The organism is Streptomyces mangrovisoli, assembly GCF_000974985.2.
Classification (GTDB): Bacteria; Actinomycetota; Actinomycetes; order Streptomycetales; family Streptomycetaceae; genus Streptomyces; species Streptomyces mangrovisoli.
In genome coordinates this window covers 1-19962 of the sequence record NZ_LAVA02000052.1, presented here as the reverse complement: position 1 = coordinate 19962, position 19962 = coordinate 1, and the positions used below count along the sequence as shown (strand labels likewise).

The 19962-nt window shown below is 71.2% G+C and carries 16 protein-coding genes; 6 read left to right on the top strand and 10 right to left on the bottom strand.

Features of this window, described 5'->3' with window-relative positions; genetic code table 11:
• The first annotated feature begins 8 nt into the window (after nucleotides 1-8).
• Nucleotides 9-647 carry a TetR/AcrR family transcriptional regulator gene (locus tag WN71_RS22145; RefSeq protein WP_046591195.1) on the top strand — a complete coding sequence of 213 codons (639 nt, stop codon included), beginning with the start codon at nucleotides 9-11 and terminating at the stop codon, nucleotides 645-647.
• Between the two features lie 360 nt (nucleotides 648-1007).
• On the opposite strand, the gene WN71_RS22140 is transcribed toward WN71_RS22145, so the two are convergent.
• A complete protein-coding gene (locus WN71_RS22140; RefSeq protein ID WP_046591196.1) occupies nucleotides 1008-2063 on the bottom strand; it encodes a LacI family DNA-binding transcriptional regulator in 1056 nt (351 codons plus the stop codon).
• Between the two features lie 341 nt (nucleotides 2064-2404).
• On the opposite strand from WN71_RS22140, the gene WN71_RS22135 reads away from it, so the two are divergent.
• From WN71_RS22135 to WN71_RS22120, 4 genes are all read left to right on the top strand, one after another.
• On the top strand, nucleotides 2405-3727 hold the full coding sequence (locus tag WN71_RS22135) for an ABC transporter substrate-binding protein (RefSeq protein WP_046591197.1): 1323 nt from the start codon (nucleotides 2405-2407) through the stop codon (nucleotides 3725-3727).
• Entirely contained in the window at nucleotides 3724-4749 is a 1026-nt protein-coding gene (locus tag WN71_RS22130; RefSeq protein ID WP_046591198.1) for a carbohydrate ABC transporter permease, read from the top strand. Before WN71_RS22135 ends, WN71_RS22130 begins: the two co-directional genes overlap by 4 nt.
• Nucleotides 4746-5654, top strand: a complete 909-nt coding sequence (locus tag WN71_RS22125; RefSeq protein WP_206300119.1) for a carbohydrate ABC transporter permease — start codon at nucleotides 4746-4748, stop codon at nucleotides 5652-5654. Before WN71_RS22130 ends, WN71_RS22125 begins: the two co-directional genes overlap by 4 nt.
• Before the next feature lie 213 nt (nucleotides 5655-5867).
• On the top strand, nucleotides 5868-7307 hold the full coding sequence (locus tag WN71_RS22120) for a GH1 family beta-glucosidase (protein ID WP_046592612.1): 1440 nt from the start codon (nucleotides 5868-5870) through the stop codon (nucleotides 7305-7307).
• A 156-nt stretch (nucleotides 7308-7463) separates the two neighbouring features.
• Here WN71_RS22120 and WN71_RS22115 read toward each other — a convergent pair whose 3' ends face one another.
• From WN71_RS22115 to WN71_RS22080, 8 genes are all read right to left on the bottom strand, one after another.
• Nucleotides 7464-9512 carry a beta-galactosidase gene (locus WN71_RS22115; RefSeq protein WP_046592611.1) on the bottom strand — a complete coding sequence of 683 codons (2049 nt, stop codon included), beginning with the start codon at nucleotides 9510-9512 and terminating at the stop codon, nucleotides 7464-7466.
• Nucleotides 9509-10822 carry a glycoside hydrolase family 36 protein gene (locus WN71_RS22110; protein ID WP_046592610.1) on the bottom strand — a complete coding sequence of 438 codons (1314 nt, stop codon included), beginning with the start codon at nucleotides 10820-10822 and terminating at the stop codon, nucleotides 9509-9511. The genes WN71_RS22115 and WN71_RS22110 overlap by 4 nt, the downstream gene beginning before the upstream one ends.
• 99 nt (nucleotides 10823-10921) lie before the next feature.
• Nucleotides 10922-11809: a carbohydrate ABC transporter permease gene (locus tag WN71_RS22105; protein WP_046592609.1), complete on the bottom strand. Its 888-nt coding sequence runs from the start codon at nucleotides 11807-11809 to the stop codon at nucleotides 10922-10924.
• A complete protein-coding gene (locus WN71_RS22100) occupies nucleotides 11806-12786 on the bottom strand; it encodes a carbohydrate ABC transporter permease (RefSeq protein WP_046592608.1) in 981 nt (326 codons plus the stop codon). The genes WN71_RS22105 and WN71_RS22100 overlap by 4 nt, the downstream gene beginning before the upstream one ends.
• A gap of 8 nt (nucleotides 12787-12794) precedes the next feature.
• Nucleotides 12795-14105 carry an ABC transporter substrate-binding protein gene (locus tag WN71_RS22095; RefSeq protein ID WP_046592607.1) on the bottom strand — a complete coding sequence of 437 codons (1311 nt, stop codon included), beginning with the start codon at nucleotides 14103-14105 and terminating at the stop codon, nucleotides 12795-12797.
• 255 nt (nucleotides 14106-14360) lie between these two features.
• Complete coding sequence (locus WN71_RS22090) at nucleotides 14361-15842, bottom strand: glycoside hydrolase family 18 protein (protein ID WP_046592606.1); 1482 nt, start codon at nucleotides 15840-15842, stop codon at nucleotides 14361-14363.
• A gap of 360 nt (nucleotides 15843-16202) precedes the next feature.
• On the bottom strand, nucleotides 16203-17579 hold the full coding sequence (locus WN71_RS22085; protein WP_046592605.1) for a sensor histidine kinase: 1377 nt from the start codon (nucleotides 17577-17579) through the stop codon (nucleotides 16203-16205).
• A complete protein-coding gene (locus tag WN71_RS22080) occupies nucleotides 17576-18283 on the bottom strand; it encodes a response regulator transcription factor (RefSeq protein ID WP_046592604.1) in 708 nt (235 codons plus the stop codon). The genes WN71_RS22085 and WN71_RS22080 overlap by 4 nt, the downstream gene beginning before the upstream one ends.
• Nucleotides 18284-18449: 166 nt before the next feature.
• Between WN71_RS22080 and WN71_RS22075 the strand changes: the two genes are divergently transcribed.
• A complete protein-coding gene (locus WN71_RS22075) occupies nucleotides 18450-18989 on the top strand; it encodes a hypothetical protein (protein ID WP_046592616.1) in 540 nt (179 codons plus the stop codon).
• Between the two features lie 36 nt (nucleotides 18990-19025).
• On the opposite strand, the gene WN71_RS22070 is transcribed toward WN71_RS22075, so the two are convergent.
• A complete protein-coding gene (locus tag WN71_RS22070; RefSeq protein WP_046592603.1) occupies nucleotides 19026-19892 on the bottom strand; it encodes a spermidine synthase in 867 nt (288 codons plus the stop codon).
• Nucleotides 19893-19962 lie beyond the last annotated feature (70 nt).

The following is a 19962-nucleotide window of genomic DNA, read 5'->3' as shown; positions in this document are numbered from 1 at the left end:
CTGCTGTCATGTCGGAGACCACGGGTTCGGGCCGGGCGGCGAGCGCGCCGCCGCCTTCGCAGTCGCAGCCGCCGGGGCGGCGCGAGCGGAAGAAGGCCGCGACCCGCAAGGCGCTCGCGGACGCGGCCCTGGAACTCTTCCTCGCCCACGGCTACGACCAGGTGAGCGTCCGGGACGTCGCCGAGGCCGCGGACGTCTCCACCACCACCCTGTTCAAGCACTTCCCCAGCAAGGAGGCGCTCGTCTTCGACCTGGACTCGGACCAGGAGGCGGCCCTGGTGGCGGTGGTGCGCGAGCGGGCGCCGGGAACGTCGGTGATCCAGGCCCTGCGCGTCCACATGCTGGGGGCCCGCGTCGTCGCGGCCGGCGGGCGCGACGAGGAGCTCGACGTGTTCAACCGGCTGGTGCGGAGCACCCCGGCGCTGGTCGAGTACCACCGGCGGATGTGGCTGCGGCACGAGCACGCGCTGGCCGAGGCCGTCGCGGCGGATCTCGGCGTGGCCGCGGACGATCCCCGCTGCGCGGCCCTCGCGCACTTCGCTCTGGAGGCGCGGGCGCTCGCCGGTACGACGGCGGATCCGGCCGCGACCGTGAACGCGGCGTTCGATCTGCTGGAGCGGGGGTGGCAGGTGCGCGGGGTGCGCTGACCGCGCGGGTCGGCGGGGTTCTTCGGTCGGCTGTCCGGTGCGGGTGCGTCGTGGTTGGCCGCGCAGTTCCCCGCGCCCCTGAGGGGGTTGGCGTGACGCTCGGTGTGTCGCGGGCGGTCACCGAGACCCTGGAGGGGTACGGACCGTTGTCGGGTGCGGGACCGTCGCGGTTGGCCGCGCAGTTCCCCGCGCCCCTGAGGGGGTCGGCCGGGCGTCGGTGTGTCGCGGGCGGTCGCCGCGGCCCTGCAAGGGGCGCGGGGAACTGCGCGACCGGCTACGACGCACCCGCACCGGCCGGCCGCCTCCTCCCGAAGGGCCGGGGACCGCCCCCTCCTGGGGGGGGATTGCACGGCCGCGGGGTCAGGACGACGTGCGGTGGACCAGTTGGGTCGGGAGTACCGCGTGGCGGCGTTCCAGGTCGCGGGAGACTGCCGGGCGGCTGTCCGCGATGTCGTTCAGGAGGAGCTCGATCATGGCGCGACCCATCTCCTCTATGGGCTGGCGCACGCTGGTCAGCGGCGGGTCCATGTGGCGGGCGATGGCCGAGTCGTCGTAGCCGACGAGCGCCACGTCGTCCGGGATGCGCCGGCCCGCCTCGCGCAGCACCTGGCGGGCGCCGGACGCCATGACGTCCGAGCCGGCGAAGACCGCGTCCAGCTCGGGGCAGCGCTCCAGCAGCCGGGTCATGGCCCGGCGGCCGCCCTCCTCGGTGAAGTCGCCCGGCTCGATGAGCCGTTCGTCGACCACGTGCCCCGCCGCGCGCAGCCCCTCACGGTAGCCGTCCACGCGCCGCTGGGCGCCGTAGACGTCGAGCCGGCCGGTGATGTGCGCGACGGTCCGGCGGCCGCGCGCGAGCAGGTGCTCCACGGCCTGCCGCCCGCCGCCGAAGTTGTCGGAGTCCACGGAGGTGAGCGTCTCCGCCGAGGAGCGCGGGCCGCTGATGACGGCGGGGATCTCCAGCTGGCCGAGCAGATCGGGCAGCGGGTCGTCCGCGTGCACGGAGACCAGCAGCACGCCGTCGACCCGGTGCGCGGCGAGGTACTCCGCGAGCCGGCGCCGCTCGCGGTCGCTGCCCGCGAATATCAGCAGCAACTGCATCTCGGTCTCGGACAGTTCGGCCCCCACACCACGCAACATGTCCGAGAAGTACGGTTCCGCGAAGAACCGGGTCTCGGGTTCGGGGACGACGAGGGCGATCGCGTCCGTGCGGTTGGCGGCCAGGGCGCGGGCGGCGTTGTTCGGAACGTAGCCGAGCTCCTCGACGGCCGCCTCGACGGCGGCCCGGGTCGCCTCGCTCACCCGGGGCGAGCCGTTGATCACCCGGGAGACGGTCCCCCGTCCCACCCCGGCGCGAGCGGCGACCTCCTCGAGAGTGGGGCGACGACCGCCCCGGCCTCGAGTTCCGTGGCTTGCCATGGGCTCTGCCTCCCGTCGACCGTGCATGGGCCTGGAATCTAACAGCCGATCCCCGACCGCCCCCGCCCCGCCGGGGACCGAATCAGGTCCGACCGGGACGAGAGGGCACGAAGCCCCGAGTTAGCTAACAGGCAGATAACTGAACGCATCTCAGCGTGCTTGCTCCCTTGACACCCCCGCACGAACCGGCGACTCTTCAACACATCACTTGTGGGAGCGCTCCCACAGTACCTGACACATACACGTCCCGCACGTTCCCCGCCCGAGCCGCAGCGAGAAACAACGGGCCCAACAGTGCAGTTGGCCGGGGGGTCGGCACGTCAGGCAACAGGAGGACGCAAATGCGTACGAGTACCCGACGGTCCAGCAGGTGGATGGCTCTCGCAGCTGTCGCCGCGCTGACTACGGGACTGCTGGCCGGCTGTTCCAAGGACTCCGACGACAGTTCCTCGGACAACAGCGGCAGCAACGCCAACGGCAAGACGACGCTGACCATCGGCGACTTCGGCGTGTTCGGCTACAAGCAGGCCGGGCTGTACGACGAGTACATGAAGCTGCACCCGAACATCAGCATCAAGGAGAACGTCACCACCAGCACCTCCGTCTACTGGCCGAAGGTCCTCACCCGCCTGCAGGCCGGGTCCGGCACCGACGACATCCAGGCGATCGAGGTCGGCAACATCACCGAGGCCGTGCAGACGCAGGGCGACAAGTTCGTCGACATGAGCAAGTACGTCGACAAGTCGCAGTGGCTGGACTGGAAGAACGCCCAGGCCACCACCAAGGACGGCAAGCTGATCGGCCTCGGTACCGACACCGGTCCGATGGCGATCTGCTACCGCAAGGACCTGTTCAAGAAGGCCGGCCTGCCCACCGACCGCGACAAGCTCGCCGCCATGTGGAAGGGCGACTGGTCGAAGTACGTCGACGTCGGCAAGGACTACATGAAGAAGGCGCCCAAGGGCACCAAGTTCGTGGACTCCGCCGCCTCGGTCTACAACGCGGCCCTCGGCGGCGAGAGCGAGCGGTACTACGACAAGGACGGCAACGTCATCTGGGACAAGTCCACCGGTGTGAAGGACGCCTGGAACAACGCGATGACGGTTGCGACCAGCAACATGTCCGCGAAGCTCAAGCAGTTCGACAAGCCGTGGGACCAGGGCTTCGCCAACGCCAGCTTCGCCACCGTGGCCTGCCCGGCCTGGATGATCGGCTACATCGAGCAGAAGTCCGGTGACTCCGGCAAGGGCAACTGGGACGTCGCGGCGGCCCCGACCGCGTCCGACTGGGGCGGCTCCTTCATCGGCGTGCCCACCGCGGGCAAGCACCAGAAGGAGGCCATCGCGCTGGCCAAGTGGCTGACCGCGCCCGAGCAGCAGGCGAAGGTCTTCGCCAAGCAGGCGAGCTTCCCGTCGACCCCGTCGGTGTACTCGACCCTGCAGCCGGCCGCCGACACCACGTCGTACTTCTCCGGCGCCCCGCTCACCACGATCTTCGGTGACTCCGCCAAGTCCATCCCGGTGCAGAACTACGGCATCAAGGACCAGCCGATCGGTACCGCGATCACCGACGTCGGCATCCTCCAGGTGGAGCAGAAGGGCAAGACCCCGGCCCAGGGGTGGTCCGCAGCCACGGCCGAGATCAAGGACGTGCTCGGCCAGTGACCAGCTCCGACCAGGCTCTCGCGCATGCCGCGTCGAGCGCCGACGCCGCGCCCGGCTCCTCGCCGGGCGCGGCCCGGGGCGCTCACGGTCGCGGTACACCGCCGGAACCGGACTCCTGGCGCCGCCGGCTGTACCGCTGGGACATGAAGGCGTCGCCGTACGCGTTCATCTCCCCCTTCTTCCTCATATTCGGGGCCTTCTCGCTGGTCCCGCTGCTCTACACCGCCTGGTACTCGCTGCACGACGTGCAGCTGTCCTCGCTCGACCACCAGACGTGGGCGGGCCTGGACAACTACAAGAACCTCTTCGCGTCCGAGTTCTTCTGGAACGCGCTGAAGAACACCTTCACCATCGGTGTGATCTCGACCGTGCCGCAGCTGCTGGCCGCGATCGGTCTGGCGCACCTGCTCAACTACCGGCTGCGCGGCTCGACCGTGTGGCGGGTGGTCATGCTCACCCCGTACGCCACCTCGGTGGCGGCGGCGACCCTCGTCTTCACGCTGCTGTACTCGTGGGACGGCGGCATGGTCAACTGGCTGCTGCACTTCGTCGGCGTCCACCCGATCAACTGGCGTGAATCCGACTGGGGTTCGCAGTTCGCGGTGTCGTCGATCGTGATCTGGCGGTGGACCGGTTACAACGCGCTGATCTACCTCGCGGCGATGCAGGCGATCCCGGTCGACCTGTACGAGTCCGCGGCGCTCGACGGCGCCAACCGCTGGCAGCAGTTCCGCCATGTGACCATCCCCCAGCTGCGGCCCACGATCCTGTTCACGGTGGTCGTCTCGACCATCGGCGCGACGCAGCTGTTCGGTGAGCCGCTGCTGTTCGGCGGGATCAGCGGGTCCAAGGGCGGCTCGGAGCACCAGTTCCAGACGCTCGGTCTGTACATGTACGACCAGGGCTGGATCATCGGCAACCTCGGCAAGGCCTCCGCGATCGCCTGGTCGATGTTCCTGATCCTGCTGATCATCGCGGCGATCAACATGCTGCTCACCCGACGCCTGAGGAAGTCCCAATGACGACGAGTGAAGTGACGGACCGGGTGCCGCTGCCTCAGACGCGTCCGGCGCCGGAACGCCGCACCCGCCGGGTGATGGGCGCGGGCAAGCAGATGCACGCGGGCCCGGTCACGTACATCGTGCTGACGGTCTTCGCGCTGGTGTCGCTGGCACCGCTGGTGTGGACCGCGATCGCCGCCTCGCGCACCGACCGCCGGCTGGCCCAGACCCCGCCGCCGCTGTGGTTCGGCGGGAACCTGTTCAAGAACCTCCAGGCCGCCTGGGACCAGGCCGGTCTCGGCACCGCCATGTTCAACAGCGTGCTCGTGGCCTGCACCATCACCGCGAGCACGGTGGTCTTCTCCACGCTGGCCGGTTTCGCCTTCGCGAAGCTGCGGTTCAAGTTCTCCAACGCGCTGCTGCTGCTGACCATCGGCACGATGATGATCCCGCCGCAGCTGGCCGTCGTGCCGCTGTACCTGTGGATGTCGAAGCTCGGCTGGTCGAACCAGTTGCAGACGGTGATCCTGCCGACCCTGGTCACCGCGTTCGGGACGTTCTTCATGCGCCAGTACCTGGTGCAGGCACTGCCCACGGAGCTGATCGAGGCGGCCCGGGTGGACGGCGCGAGCAGCCTCAGAGTGGTGTGGCACGTGGTCTTCCCGGCGGCGCGGCCCGCGATGGCCGTGCTGGGTCTGCTGACCTTCGTGTTCGCCTGGAACGACTTCCTGTGGCCGATCATCGCGCTGAACCAGCAGAACCCGACCGTCCAGGTGGCGCTGAACTCGCTGGGCACGGGTTATGTCCCCGACCAGGCGGTGATCATGGCGGGCGCGCTGCTCGGCACGCTGCCGCTGCTGATCGCCTTCCTGCTGTTCGGCAAGCAGATCGTGGGCGGCATCATGCAGGGCGCGGTCAAGGGCTGACGGTCCGCGGAGGCCGCGCGCCGCGCGCCGCGCCGCAGGGCTTCCGGGGGCCGGGCCACCGCCCGTCCCCGGTCCCTGCCCTCGCGCCTCCCGTGCCCGTCCCCCGCCGGCGCCCGCCGTATCGCCGTTCGTCCCCCACCCTCCCCCCTCCCCCTCTCCTTCCCCCTCGTTTCGACCTGTCGGGCCTTCGCGGCCCACCTTGGGAGCGCTTCCATGACTGAGTCCGCACAGCCGGTGACCCCGGTGACCTTCCCCTCCACCTTCCTCTGGGGCGCCGCCACCTCGGCGTACCAGATCGAGGGAGCGGTGCGGGAGGACGGCCGTACGCCCTCGATCTGGGACACCTTCAGCCATACGCCGGGCAAGACGCTGGGCGGCGAGACCGGTGACATCGCTGTCGACCACTACCACCGCTACCGCGACGACGTGGCGCTCATGGCCGAGCTGGGCCTGACGGCGTACCGCTTCTCCATCTCCTGGTCGCGGGTGCAGCCGACCGGCCGCGGCCCGGCGGTCCAGGTGGGCCTGGACTTCTACCGCCGCCTGGTCGACGAGCTGCTGGAGCACGGCATCAAGCCGGCCGTCACCCTCTACCACTGGGACCTGCCGCAGGAGCTGGAGGACGCGGGCGGCTGGCCGGCCCGTGACACCGCCTACCGGTTCGCCGAGTACGCGCAGATCGTCGGCGAGGCGCTGGGCGACCGGGTGGAGAACTGGATCACGCTCAACGAGCCCTGGTGCAGCGCCTTCCTGGGCTACGGCTCCGGCGTGCACGCGCCCGGCCGCACCGACCCGGCGGCGGCGCTGCGGGCCGCGCACCACCTGAACCTGGCGCACGGCCTCGGCGCCAAGGCGCTGCGGTCGGTCATGCCGTCCCGCAACCAGATCGCGATCAGCCTCAACTCCTCGGTGGTGCGCCCGCTGACGCCGTCCGCCGAGGACGCGGCGGCCGCGCTGAAGATCGACGACCTGGCCAACGGCGTCTTCCACGGGCCGATCCTGCACGGCGCGTACCCCGAGACGCTGCTCGCGGCGACCCGTTCGATCACCGACTGGTCGTTCGTCGAGGAGGGCGATCTGGCGCTGATCCAGCAGCCGTTGGACGCGCTCGGCCTCAACTACTACACGCCGACGCTGGTTTCCGCGGCGGACAGCACGGTCTCCGGCCCGCGCCTGGACGGGCACGGCCAGAGCGAGCACACCCCGTGGCCCGGCGCGGACGACGTGGCCTTCCACCAGACGCCGGGCGAGCGCACGGAGATGGGCTGGTCCATCGACCCGTCCGGCCTGCACGACCTGCTCATGCGCTACACGCGGGAGGCCCCGGGCCTGCCGATCTACATCACGGAGAACGGCGCGGCCTACGACGACAAGCCGGACCCGGACGGCCGCGTGCACGACCCCGAGCGCGTCGCGTACCTGCACGGGCACCTCTCGGCGGTACGGCAGGCGATCACGGACGGCGCGGACGTGCGCGGCTACTACCTGTGGTCCCTGCTGGACAACTTCGAGTGGGCGTGGGGCTACGGCAAGCGGTTCGGCGCGGTGTACGTGGACTACGCGACGCTGGAGCGCACCCCGAAGTCCAGCGCCCTGTGGTACGGCCGAGCGGCCCGCACCGGCAGCCTCCCCGCCACGGACGACGTGGCGTAGGCGCTCCGCTGGTTCGGCGGGTTCCGGGTCGGTCCGACGGGAGTCGTCGGACCGGCCCGGAGCCCTGCGCCCTGCCGGCGGGCCCGCGGTGTGCCGTCCGGCGGCCGCGGGGCCGTCGTGGCCGGTCGCGCAGTTCCCCGCGCCCCTTTCGGGGCGCTACTCCGCGGCGGGCTTCGACAGATCCGCGCGGTGCGCGCGGCGTACGACCGCCGTGTCTCCGGGCGGCACGGTCACCGTGCCGCCCACGACCGTTTTGCCGGTGAGGAGTTCGACGTCCGCGCCCGGGACCGCGATCTCGGCGCCGGCCCCGGCGTGGTCGACGAGGAAGAGGAAGTCGGCGTCCTTGCCGCGGCGCAGGACGGCCTCCACGCCCTCGGGGGCGGACTCCAGCACCGCTTCGACGCCCGCCGCGCGGCGGATGCCGTCGAGCAGGGCCGCCAGCGTGCCGGGGTCCGGGAGGGTGGCCAGGTACCAGGCGGTGCCGTCGCCGTGCCCGTGGCGGGTGACGGCGGGGCCGCCGGCGAGCGGTCCCGCGGTGAAGGTGGCGACGGCCTCGGCGCCCGCGAGGCGGACCCGTTCCGACCACAGGCCGGCCGTGGCCCCGTCCGGGACCTCGCCGCCGAGGGTGAGCCTCTCGTCGTCGAGGAGCGGGAACAGCTCGTCGGTGGAGACGCCGAGCGCCTCGCGGAAGGCGCCCGGGTAACCACCCAGGCGGACATGGCAGTTCTCGTCGACCATGCCGCTGTGGAAGCCGACGGCGAGGGTGCCGCCCGCGCGCGCGAACCCCGTCAGGTTGGCGGCGCCCGCGTCGTCGACGAGGTAGAGGGTGGGCGCGAGGACCAGCTTGTAGCCGGAGAGGTCGGCGTCGGGGCGGACGAAGTCGACCGCCACCCCGGCCCGCCACAGCGGCTCGTACCAGGACCGCACGAGGTCGAGGTAGCGCAGCGACTCGCTGGGCTGGGAGGGGAGTTCGAGCGCCCAGCGGGCGTCCCAGTCCCAGACGATCGCGGTGTCGGCTGCGGACGTGCTGCCCCGTACCTCGGCGAGCGCCTTCAGGTCGGCGCCGAGCCGGACCACGTCCTGCCAGATCCGGCTGTCGGTGCCGGCGTGCGGCAGCATCGCGGAGTGCCACTGCTCCGCGCCCGCGCGGGCCGCCCGCCACTGGAAGTAGGCGATGCCGTCGGCGCCGTGCGCCACGTGCGCGAGCGCGTTGCGGCGCATCTCGCCGGGGGTCTTGGCGCGGTTGACCGGCTGCCAGTTGACCGCGCCGGTGGAGTGCTCCATCAGCAGCCAGGGGCCGCCCGCCAGCGAGCGCACCAGGTCGCCGCTGAGCGCGATGTCGATCTGCGACTCGGGGTCGGTGGAGCGCAGGTAGTGGTCGTTGGAGACGACGTCCAGCTCGGGGGCCCAGCGCCAGTAGTCGAGCGCGTCGAAGGCGTGCATCACCATGAAGTTGGTGGTGGCGGGGGTGTCCGGGGCGGCCTCGCGCAGCACCTCCCGTTCGGCGGTGCACAGCGCGAGCAGTGCGTCGGAGCAGAAGCGGCGCCAGTCGAGCTGCTGGGTGGGGTTGGGGACGGCGCCGGTGGCGCGGGGCGGCAGGATCTCCGCCCAGTCGTAGTACCACTGGCTCCAGAACGTGGTGCCCCAGGCGGTGTTGAGGGCGGTGAGGTCGTCGCCGTAGCGGGCGCGCAGCCAGGTGCGGAAGGCCTCGGCGCTGGTGTCGCAGTAGCAGGCGGCGTTGTGGCAGCCGTACTCGTTGTGGATGTGCCACATCGCGACGGCGGGGTGGTCCGCGTAGCGCTCGGCGACGGCGCGGGCGATCCGCAGGGCCGCCTCGCGGTAGGCGGGGCTGCTCGGGCAGAACGTCTGGCGGCTGCCGTAGGAGAGGGTGCGGCCGTCGTGGTCGACGGGGAGCGCCTCGGGGTGGGCGCGGAAGAACCAGGCGGGCGGGGCGGCCGTCGGGGTGGCGAGGTCGGCGGCGATGCCGTTCTCGTGGAGCAGGTCGAGGATCTTGTCCATGCGGGCGAAGTCGTAGGCGCCCTCGGCGGGTTCGAGCAGGGACCAGGAGAAGATGCCGACGCTGACCAGGGTGACCCCGGCCTCGCGCATCAGCCGCATGTCCTCGGCCCAGGTCTCCTCGGGCCACTGCTCGGGGTTGTAGTCGCCGCCGTACTGGAGGCCGGGCAGGGTCAGTTCGCGCTTCATCGCTTCGCTCCGGTGAGCAGACGGCGGGTGGTGGCGACGCCCCACTCGTCGAGGGAGAGCAGGCGGTCGCTGGAGGCCACCAGGCCGCCGGTGGCCTCGACATGGGCGGCCCAGCGCTCGCGGGTCTGAACGGCGGGCCGGGCCATCAGGCAGTCGGGGTCGTTGGTCCACAGCCGGCCGTGCTGCCACTGGCGGCCGGCGCCGGTGAACTCGGCGGGGTCCTGGCCGGGCTGGCTGTAGTCGCCGGCCTCGGGGCGGCGGTGCGGCGCGGTGTCGGGGCTGACCCGCATCGCGTCGAACAGCCCGACGGAGGGGAGTTGGGGCGCTCCGCAGCCCAGCAGGTAGGCGTCCGCGCCGATGGCCTCGCGGATCAGGCCGATGCCCGCGCGGTAGGCGGTCAGGGCGTCGACGTCCTGGTGGCGCACGCCGTCCAGGGCGCCGGCGTAGAGGAAGTCGGTCTTGAAGTAGTCGTAGCCCTCGGCGCGCAGGGTGGTGAAGACCTCGGTGAGGTGGGCCGCCGCGTCCGGGTGGGTGGTGTCGAGGGCGTACAGGTCGTGGTTCCAGTTGTGCCCGGCGTGCAGTGGCGTGCCGTCGGCGGCGCGCACCAGCCAGTCGGGGTGGGCGGCCGCGAGGTCGCTCGCCGGGTCGACCAGGAAGGGCGCGGTCCAGATGCCGGCGCGGCGGCCGCGGGCGAGGATCGCCTCGGCGATGCCGGCGCGGGAGCGGAAGCGGCCGGAGAGGGTGAGCCAGTCGCCGAGGGCTTGCTGGTAGCCGTCGTCGATCTGGACGACGTCGACGGGCAGGTCGAGGGTGTCCATCGCGCGCAGGTTCTCGTGGATGTCGTCCTCGGTGACCGTCGTGAAGTACTCGTACCAGGAGCACCAGACGGTCGGGGCCGGGCGGGGCGCGGGCTGTCCGAGGCCGTCGGCCCAGGCGCCGAGCACGCCCTGGACGTCGGTGCCGGTCAGCTCCTTCACCGGGCCGTCGGCCTCGATCTCGGCGTGGTCCCCGTGGACGGTGAGCCGGATGGAGGGCACGGCGTGCAGGGGGTCGGGGGCGGCCCACAGGCGGACCGGGGAGCCGTCGCCGGGGTCGAGCGCGAGCAGGCCCTCGCCCTGGAAGGTGCCGGCGGGCACGGTGCGGCCGGGGCGGTAGCAGACCAGCGCCCAGTTGTCGTTGGTGGGGCGGTACGGAGCGGCGTCGAGGGCGTAGGCGCCGCTCGGGCTCCAGGACTGCCAGCCCTCCTCGTGGACGCGAGCGGTGCGCGGGTCCACGGGGAGGGCGGCGACGGGGGTGAACGGGTGGTGCACGGGGTTCTCTTTCACGTGGGGCCGGTTCGGGCGGGCCCGCCGTGGAGAGGGCCCGGTGCGCGGGCCCCGATGCGAGGGCCCGGTGCCAGGAGGCCCGGCTCAGCCCTTGTTGGCGCCGAGGGTCAGGCCGCTGACGAACTGCCGCTGGAGCGCGAAGTACACGATCAGGGTGGGGATGGCGGTGAGCAGGGCGCCGGCCGCGACCAGGTTGGGGTCGGTGAAGTACTGGCCGGAGAGGTTGTTCAGGGCCGAGGTGATCGGCATGTTCTCGCCGGTGGAGATCAGCACGATGGCCCAGAAGAAGTCGTTGTAGATCCAGATGGACAGCAGGGTCGCCAGCGCCGCCATCGCGGGCTTGCACAGCGGCAGCACGATCTGCCAGTACATCCGCCACACCGAGGCGCCGTCGACGAGCGCGGCCTCGGTCAGCTCGTGCGGCAGCATCCGCATGTAGTTGCTGAGCACGAAGGCGCAGAAGCCCGACTGGAAGGCGACGTGGATGAGGACCAGGCCCAGCGCGGAGTCGTAGAGCTTGCCGCTGACGGTGATGCCGGGCAGGTCGATCAGCAGGTACATCCGGTACAGCGGGGTGATGATGACCTGCTGCGGCAGCAGGTTGCCCGCGGTGAACACCAGCAGCAGGAAGAGGTTGAGCCGGAAGTCGAAGCGGCTGACGTAGAACGCGACCATCGACGCCAGCAGCAGCGTGAGCAGCACGGCCGGGACCGCGATGATCAGCGTGTTGACGAAGTAGTGCGTCATGTCGGACTGCTTGAACGCGTTCGTGAAGTTCTCGAACGTCAGCTTGTCCGGCCAGGAGACATAGCCCTTGTCGCTGGTCTCCGAGTACGGCCTGAGGGCCGCGTAGACCGCCCACAGCAGCGGGGCGAGCCAGGCCAGGGAGGTGACGACGAGGAAGGTGTGCAGCAGGACCCTGGCCGGGCGGACGGGTGCGCGCTGCCGGAGCGCGGCGGTGGGGGTGGTCATGCGCGCCGCTCCTTGCGGAAGGTGGCGATCAGGTACGGGATGATGACCGCGAGGGAGATCACCAGCAGGACGACCGCGATGGCCGACCCGTATCCGATCCGGCTGGACTCGCCGATGATGTTGTTGGTGATCAGGATCGACAGCAGCTCGGTGCCCTGCGCGCCCTTGTTGAAGACGAACACCAGGTCGAAGGCGCGCAGCGACTCGATGATGGTGACGACCAGGACGACGGTGTTGGTGGGCCGGAGCGTCGGGAAGATGACGTTGCGGAAGGTCTGCCACTCGTTGGCGCCGTCCAGCGCCGAGGCCTCGCGCAGCGACGGGTCGACGCCCTTCAGGCCGGCCAGGTAGAGGATCATCATGTAGCCGGTGTGCCGCCAGGAGGCGGCGACCAGCACGGCCCACAGGTTCAGGTGCGGGTCGCCGATCCAGTCGATGTAGTGGCCGGGCTTGTTGGCCCCGATGAGGCTGTTGATCAGGCCGGTGTCGGGGTTGTAGACGAGCTGCCAGACGAACCCGGTGACGGCGAGCGACACCACGACGGGCAGGAAGAACGCGGTCTGGTAGACGCGGCTGAACCGGATCCGCTTGTCCAGCTGCACGGCCAGGAACAGGCCGAACGGCGTCGGGATCAGGATCAGTACGACGAACCAGATGATGTTGTGCTGGACCGCGGGCCAGAACTGCGGGTTGTCGCTGAACAACTGCTTGAAGTTGTCCAGGCCGACCCACTTGATGGAGTCGAAGCCGATGCCGTCCCAGCTGGTGAAGGCGAGGGCGATGGAGGCGAGGGCGGTGACCCAGACGAGGGCCACGTGCAGGAACGTCGGCACACCCGCCATGAAGGCGAGCGTGACGCGGTCACGGCGGGTCAGCAGGCGCTTGTGGCCCTTGGGGACCCGCTTGGCGGCAGGCGCACGGCCCGGAGGCGGCACGGGTGCCGCCTCCGGGCTGGTCGTGTCGGTGTCGGTCGTCATGGGGTTGCTCACGAGGATGCGAAGATCGTCTTCTTCTGGCGTTCGATCGAGGACAGCAGGCTGTCGACGCCCTTGGGGTTCTGGAGGAACTTCTGCAGGCCGGGCTGCATCACCGTCGAGGTGAAGTCCGGGCGGGAGTCGCGGTCCATGAACTGGGTGAGGCTCTTGGCGCCGCCGATCATGTCGAACGCCTTCTTCTGGAGCGCCGAGTAGGAGGAGGTGTCGGCCTTGCTGGAGGCGGCCACCACGCTCGGGTCGGTCTTGAGGTAGGTCTCCTCGGCACCCGGGGTGCCCAGGTACTCCATGAGCTTCACGACGCCGGCGTGGTTCTTCGGGGCCTTGCTCACCATGAAGCCGTCGGTGGGCGCCTCGACGGTGTCCTGGCCGTACGCGGAGTTGATCTCCGGGAACGGGAAGAAGTCGAGGTCGGCCAGGTCGTCCTTGTTGGTGAACTGCTGGGCCACGAAGGTGCCGAGGACGTACATGCCGGCCTTCTTGGCGACGATGGTCTGGGCGGCGTCCTGCCAGGTGCGGCCCATGAAGCCGTCCTGGTGGTAGGGCAGCAGCTCGGACCAGTGGTCGAAGACGGCCTTGACCTTGGCGTCGGTCCACGACTCCTTGCCCGCCATCAGGGACTTGTGGAAGTCGTAGCCGTTCAGGCGGAAGTTGATCTGGTCGAAGGTGCCCATCGCCGGCCAGGCGTCCTTGTCGCCGAACGCGATCGGGACCAGGCCGTCCTTCTTCATCTGCTTGCACAGGGCGACGAGCTGGTCCCAGGTGGTCGGGACCTGGTAGCCGTACTTCTGGAAGACGCTCTTGCGGTAGAAGACCGCCCAGGGGTACGTCGTCATCGGGACGAAGTAGTACTTGCCGTCCTCGCCCTTGCTGAGGTTCTTCATGGCGTCGGAGAAGTTGTCCCCGATCTTCGCCCACACGTCGTCGATCGCCGTGGAGAGCTTCTTGGCCGCGAAGAACTGCATCCGGTAGCCGGCGAACCAGTTGAACACGTCGTCCGGCGTGCCCTGCAGGTAGGAGTTGATCTGCTCCTGGAAGGTGTTGTGGTCCTTGGTGTTCACCTTGACCGTGATGCCGGACTGCTTCTGGAACGCCGTGTAGACGCTTTGGTACGCCTTCTTCGGCACCGCGTCGGACGCGTTCGAGCCGAGGGAGACGGTCTTGGGGTCGGAGGAGCTTCCGCTGCCGCCGCAGGCGCTGAGAAGGGGGACCCCGGCACCGAGCGCGGCGGCGCCGGCTATGCCGCGCAGGACCGATCGGCGGCTCGCGGAGGGGAGGACGAGTCCGGACTGGGACAGAGGCATGGACGGCTCCTGAGGGCTGAGGCTCGGCTCGCCATGTGAGGCCGTGAGGGAATCCGTCGTAACCGACCAGAAACCAACTCGAACAAACATGGTGGCGCAATAACAGCCCCATTCCGGGGGGCGGTCAAGGCCCCCTCGGGCCGTTTGTCGAAACGTAATCGAGACCGTCCGTTCGCGATCACGAACAAGCAAGCGCTTAAAGGGGCGCTCAGCCTACGGCTGAGCGCCCCGTCTCCATGTTCCGTCTTGGTTACGTTAGTTGAAGGCCCCGAACGCCTTCATGAACGCGAACTTGTCCTGGACGATCGAGCTGCACGTCGCGTCGGCCGTGCCCTTGGCGCCGCCCGCGCACTGCTGGTCCCGGGCCGCCGACCACATCGACAGCCAGCCGATGCCCTTGGACTTGGCGAAGGTCACCAGCGTGCTCGCGTCGGCGACCGTGAAGGTCTCGGAGGAGACGTCGTTGACGCCGATCATCGGGGTGATGGCGAGCGCCTTCCACGCGGCGCTGTCGCCGAGCCCGAGGACGCTCTTGATCTGCGCCTGCGTGGCGGTGGCCGCCTGCTCGGCGAGGGTGGCCATGTCACCGGTGAAGGAGGGGCCGTAGTCCATCGCCATGATGTTGACCGCGGAGGTCTTCACGCCGTTGGTCTTGGCGTCGGCGAGCAGGTTGACGCCGTCCTGAGTGAGGCCCGAGGGCAGCACCGGCAGGGTGAAGGAGACGTCCAGGTCCGGGTGCTGGGCCTGAAGCTTCGCGATCGCCTGGTTGCGGCGGGTGTTCGCCGCCGTGTTGGCCGACGCGGCGCCCTCGACGTCGAAGTCCACCTTGGTCAGCTTGAAGGTGTCGATGACCTTGCCGTACGCCGCCGCCAGCGCGTCCACCGAGGAGCAGGAGGTGGCCAGCTCGGTGCCGGAGGCGCCGCCGAAGGAGACCCGCACGTCGCCGCCCTTGGCGCGCAGCGCGCCGATCTGGGAGGCCACGCCGTCCGCGGTCAGGTCGCTGACGCCGCCGAACTTCGGGGTGCAGCCGCCGCCGTCGGTGACGAAGGCCAGGTTGAAGTTCTTCACGCCGGTGGAGTTCGCCGCGCTCACCAGGTCGAACGCCGGGAAGAGAGAGGTGTCGACGTACGGCGCGAAGCCGGCCGAGGTGGTGGTGCCGGAGCCGGAGCTCTGGGTCGGGGACGGCGAGGAGGTGGTGGCCGTCGGCGTGGGGGTCGCCGACTTGGTGGCGCTGGCGCTCGCGGTCGGGGTGGCCGTCGGGGTCGAGGTCGCGGTCTCGGTGGGGCGGCCGCTCGGCTCGGGGGTGGCGGTGCTGTCCGCGGAGCAGGAGGTGTTGTCGATGAGGCAGGACTTGGGGTCGCCGCTGCCGCTGACCACGAAACCGACGGTGGCCGACTCGCCCGCCGCGAGACCGTCCGTGTCCCACTTCGGGGGCTTCACCGTGACGTGCTGGCCGCTCACGGTGAACTCGGCGTCCCACAGGGAGCTGATCTTCGAGCCGGAGGGCAGGTCGAACTCCAGGGTCCAGCTGGTCTCCCGCGCGCCGGTGTTGTTCGTGACGACGTACTGGCCGGTGTAGCCCGTGTCCCAGCTGCTGGTCTTCGTGAACACGGCGCCGACGTCGGCGGCGTTGGCGGTGGTGGTGAGGATCAGGGCGCCGCCACCCACCACGGCCGCGGTGACGATGCTGCCGATCACCTTGTTCCTGCGGCTCAACCTGCGCCGGTGCGTGCTCATTCGCCTGCCTGCCTTCATGGTTCCGGGGGAGGGGTGCGGGCAAGACGCTAGCGGCCGTGATTCGGGCAAAGAGCCTGATCCGGACGGTGGTTGAGGATCTTAGGGTGCGCTTAAGGAAGAGATCGGGGACGGTTAAAACTCGCGACGGAGGCGCTGCGCTCGGCTGCGGAGGGTGACGCTGCGGGGGCCCTGCGGGGCTCGGCTCTCTGGACACGTGCGGGCCGGTGGGGGCTGATCGCGCAGTTCCCCGCGCCCCTTTCAGGGGCTCCTCGCAGCCGTGCCCCGAAAGGGGCGCGGGGAACTGCGCGAAGGGGCCCCACCGGCCCGCGGGTTGTCGAGACGGCCGAGCCGCCCGCAGGGTCAGCGCGCCGACGCCAGACGCTTGCGCCGCCGCACGGACCCCCGGTGGCCCCGGCGGGTCGGCGCGGGGTCGGCCAGCTGGATCCAGACCCGGATCTCCGTGCCGCCGAGGACCGAGGAGCCGATCCGCACGTCGCCGCCCGTCTGTTCGGCGAGCCGCCGCACGATGTCCAGGCCGAGACCGGTCGAGCCGTCGTTGCCCGAGCCGCTGCCGCGGGCCATCGCCGCCTCCGGGTCCGCTATCCCCTGGCCGGCGTCGGAGACGAGCACGATCACCGCGTCGTCGCCGTTGTGCACGTCGACCGCGAACGCGGTGCCCTCGGGGGTGTGCCGGAAGACGTTGCCGAGCAGCGCGTCCAGCCCGGCCGCGAGGTCCGCGCGGGCCACCGGGATGCGCACCGGCCGCTCGACCCCCGCCACCCGCCACTTGCGGCCCTCGTCCTCCGCGAGCGCCGACCAGAACTCCATCCGCGAGCGCACCACTTCGGCCACGTCGCAGCCGGCGCCCGGACCGGCGGCCGCGGTCTGCGGCTTGGCCTCGCGCGCGGTGCGGATGATCGTGTCGACCTCGCGCTCCAGCTGGGCGACGGCCGACCGGGTCTGGTCGGCCGCCGGACCGTCGCCCAGCGAGGCCGCGTTGAGCCGCAGCACGGTCAGCGGGGTGCGCAGCCGGTGCGACAGGTCCGCCGCCAGCTCCCGCTCGTTGGCGAGCAGTTGTACGACCTGGTCGGCCATGGCGTTGAACGCCACCGCCGCGAGCCGCAGTTCGTTCGGGCCCTCCTCGGGCACCCGGGCGCCGAGCTTGCCCTCCCCCAGCTCGTGCGCGCCCTCCACCAGGCGCTGCGCGGGCTGCACCATCCGTACGCCCAGCCGGTCGGCGACCGCGACGGAGCCGAGGATCAGCGCGACGCCGACCCCCGCGAGCACCGCCCAGGCCGTGCCCACGCCGTTGCTGACCTCGGACTCGGGGACGTAGACCTCGACGACGGCGATCGCGCCGCTGCTCAGCGCGACCGGCTGGAGCAGCAGGAACCCGCCGGTGGCCGCGGTGGTGGACGCGCGGCCCATCCTGCGCACGGTGGTGATGTCGCGCGCGGCCGCGCGGCCCTTGCCGATGTCGATGCCCGCCTTGCCGTCGCCCGCGGGGATGTGCACGGCCATCCCGTCGTCGGTGGCCGCCGAGGCGACGACCTTCTCCAGCTGGTCGCGGTCGGTGGTGATGGACAGGGCGGGCGCGACCGCGGCGGCCTGGCGCTCGGCGTTGGAGAACGCGCGGTCCCGGGCCATCTCCTTGATGACCAGGCCGAGCGGGACGGCGAAGGCGACCACGACCATGGTGGTGACCGCCAGGCAGACCTTGACCAGAGCCCATCTCATCGCGTCGGCCCCGTTCCCGTCGGCGGCTCCAGCTTCACGCCGACCCCGCGCAGGGTGTGCAGATAGCGGGGCCGGGCCGCCGTCTCGCCGAGCTTGCGGCGCAGCCACGACAGATGCACGTCGATCGTCTGGTCGTCGCCGTAGGACTGCTGCCAGACCTCGGCGAGCAGCTCCTTGCGGGGGACGACCACGCCGGGGCGGCCGGCCAGGAAGGCCAGCAGGTCGAACTCGCGCCGGGTCAGGTCGAGCCGGGCGCCGTCCAGTTCGGCCTGGCGGCGCAGCGGGTCGACGGTCAGGCCGCCGACGCGGATCACCGACGACGGCGGGGCCTCGCCGGTGGTGGCGCGGGCGCGGCGCAGGACGGCGGCCATCCTGGCCGACAGGTGCTCGACGGAGAACGGCTTGGTGAGGTAGTCGTCCGCGCCGGCGTTGAGCAGCCGGACGACCTCCGCCTCGTCGTCCCGGGCGGTGGCGATGATCACCGGTACGTCGGTGATGCCGCGCAGCATCTTCAGCGCCTCGGAGCCGTCCAGGTCGGGCAGCCCGAGGTCCAGGATGACCAGGTCGAAACGGAAATGGGCGACCTCGCGCAGCGCCTCAAGGGCCGTGCCGACGCTGCGCACCAGGTGCGAGGCGTCGGTGAGATGCCGGATCAGCGCCGAGCGGACGAACTGGTCGTCCTCGACGACGAGCACACTTGCCATGCGCCGCACCGTACGCCATACGGGCGACGGGAATCCGGCGCCTGTGGACAACCGGAGCGCGGCCGCGGGGGACGAACTCCCCATAAGAGGAAGGACCCACTCCGTCCCGGGAGGGCTTGGACGACCGGTGGGACGCGTGGGGCGGTCGTGAGGCAGTATGACGTCGATGCGCAGAGGACTCGTACATCTACTGGCGTGGTTGCTCGCCACGGGCGCGGCGGTCACGCTGTCGTGGTGGGGCGTGCACACCGTCATGACCGGGACGGCGTACGACCCGCCGCGCGCGCTGCCCATAGCGGCGGTGGGCGCCGCCACGCAGTCGCCGCCGCCCCTGCCCACCCCGTCGCGGACGGCGCGGGCGCACTCCTCGGCGAGCGCCACCCGCAGCGCTTCGGCGAAGCCGTCGCCGTCGGCCTCGAAGTCACCCTCGGCCGCAGCCAGTTCGGCCGCGGCGGCCACCCCGTCCGCCGCCGCGACGGCCACCGGCTCGGTCAAGGCCTACGACACCGACGGCGGGCGGGTGGTGCTCGATCTGGCCGCCGACTACGCGACGCTGGTGTCGGCGACGCCGGGCACGGGGTGGTCGATGCAGGTGTGGAAGGAAGACACCTGGATCCGGGTGGAGTTCACGAAGGACGCGGACAAGGTGTCGGTGATCTGCGCGTGGAACGCCGGGCCGCCGACGGTGGACGTGGGCAACTACTGAGCCGCCGGGCGCGGTTCGGCCCCCGGTCACCCTGGCTCAGCGGAAGACCGAGGGCGGGGGTGCCGGTGAGGCGACCGCGGCCTCGTCGGTGACGGCTCCCGCGCCGCCGGTGAAGTCCCGCAGCGCACGCCCGTGTTCGACCCGGGCCGGATGCGGGTCGGAGGCGGCCCGGCGGGTGAGGTCGGCGACCGGCAGCGGCAGGTCGCAGGCGACCAGCACGGCGTTGCCGAACCGCTTGCCGCGCAGCACCGCCGCGTCGGCGACGAGGGCGAGTTCGCCGAACCGGGCGGCGGCGGTGGCTATCTGGCCGCGCAGATGCGCGAGGGGCGGGCCGTCGGCCAGGTTGGCGGTGTAGACGCCGCCCGGCCGCAGGGCGCGGCGGACCTCGTCGAGGAACTCGGTCGAGGTGAGGTGGGCGGGGGTGCGGGCACCGCTGAAGACATCGGACACGACGAGATCCGCCCAGCCGTCGGGGACCTTGGCGAGACCGGCCCGCGCGTCCGTCGAGCGCACCCGGATCCGGGCGCCGGGGTCCAGCGGCAGTTCCCGGCGTACGAGCTGCACGAGGGCGGCGTCCCGCTCGACGACCTGCTGGGTGGAGCGCGGGCGGGTGGCCGCGACGTAGCGCGCGAGGGTCAGGGCGCCGCCGCCGAGGTGCACCACGTGCAGCGGGGCGGCGGGCGGGGCGGCGAGGTCGATGACATGGCCGAGCCGCCGCTGGTACTCGAACGACAGCCGGGTGGGGTCGTCCAGGTCGACGTGCGACTGCGGGGCCCCGTCGATCAGCAGGGTCCAGGCGCGCGGCCGGTCCCGGTCGGGGATCAGCTCGGCGAGCCCCCCGTCGACGCCCTCGACGACGGCCTCGGCGTCCTGCCTGCGCCGAGCGCCCCTGGACTTTCCCATCCCCCCATTTTCGCAGCCCCCCACCCCACCCGCGCCCCGGCCCCTGCGGGGGGCTCGCCTGTCTGGACAC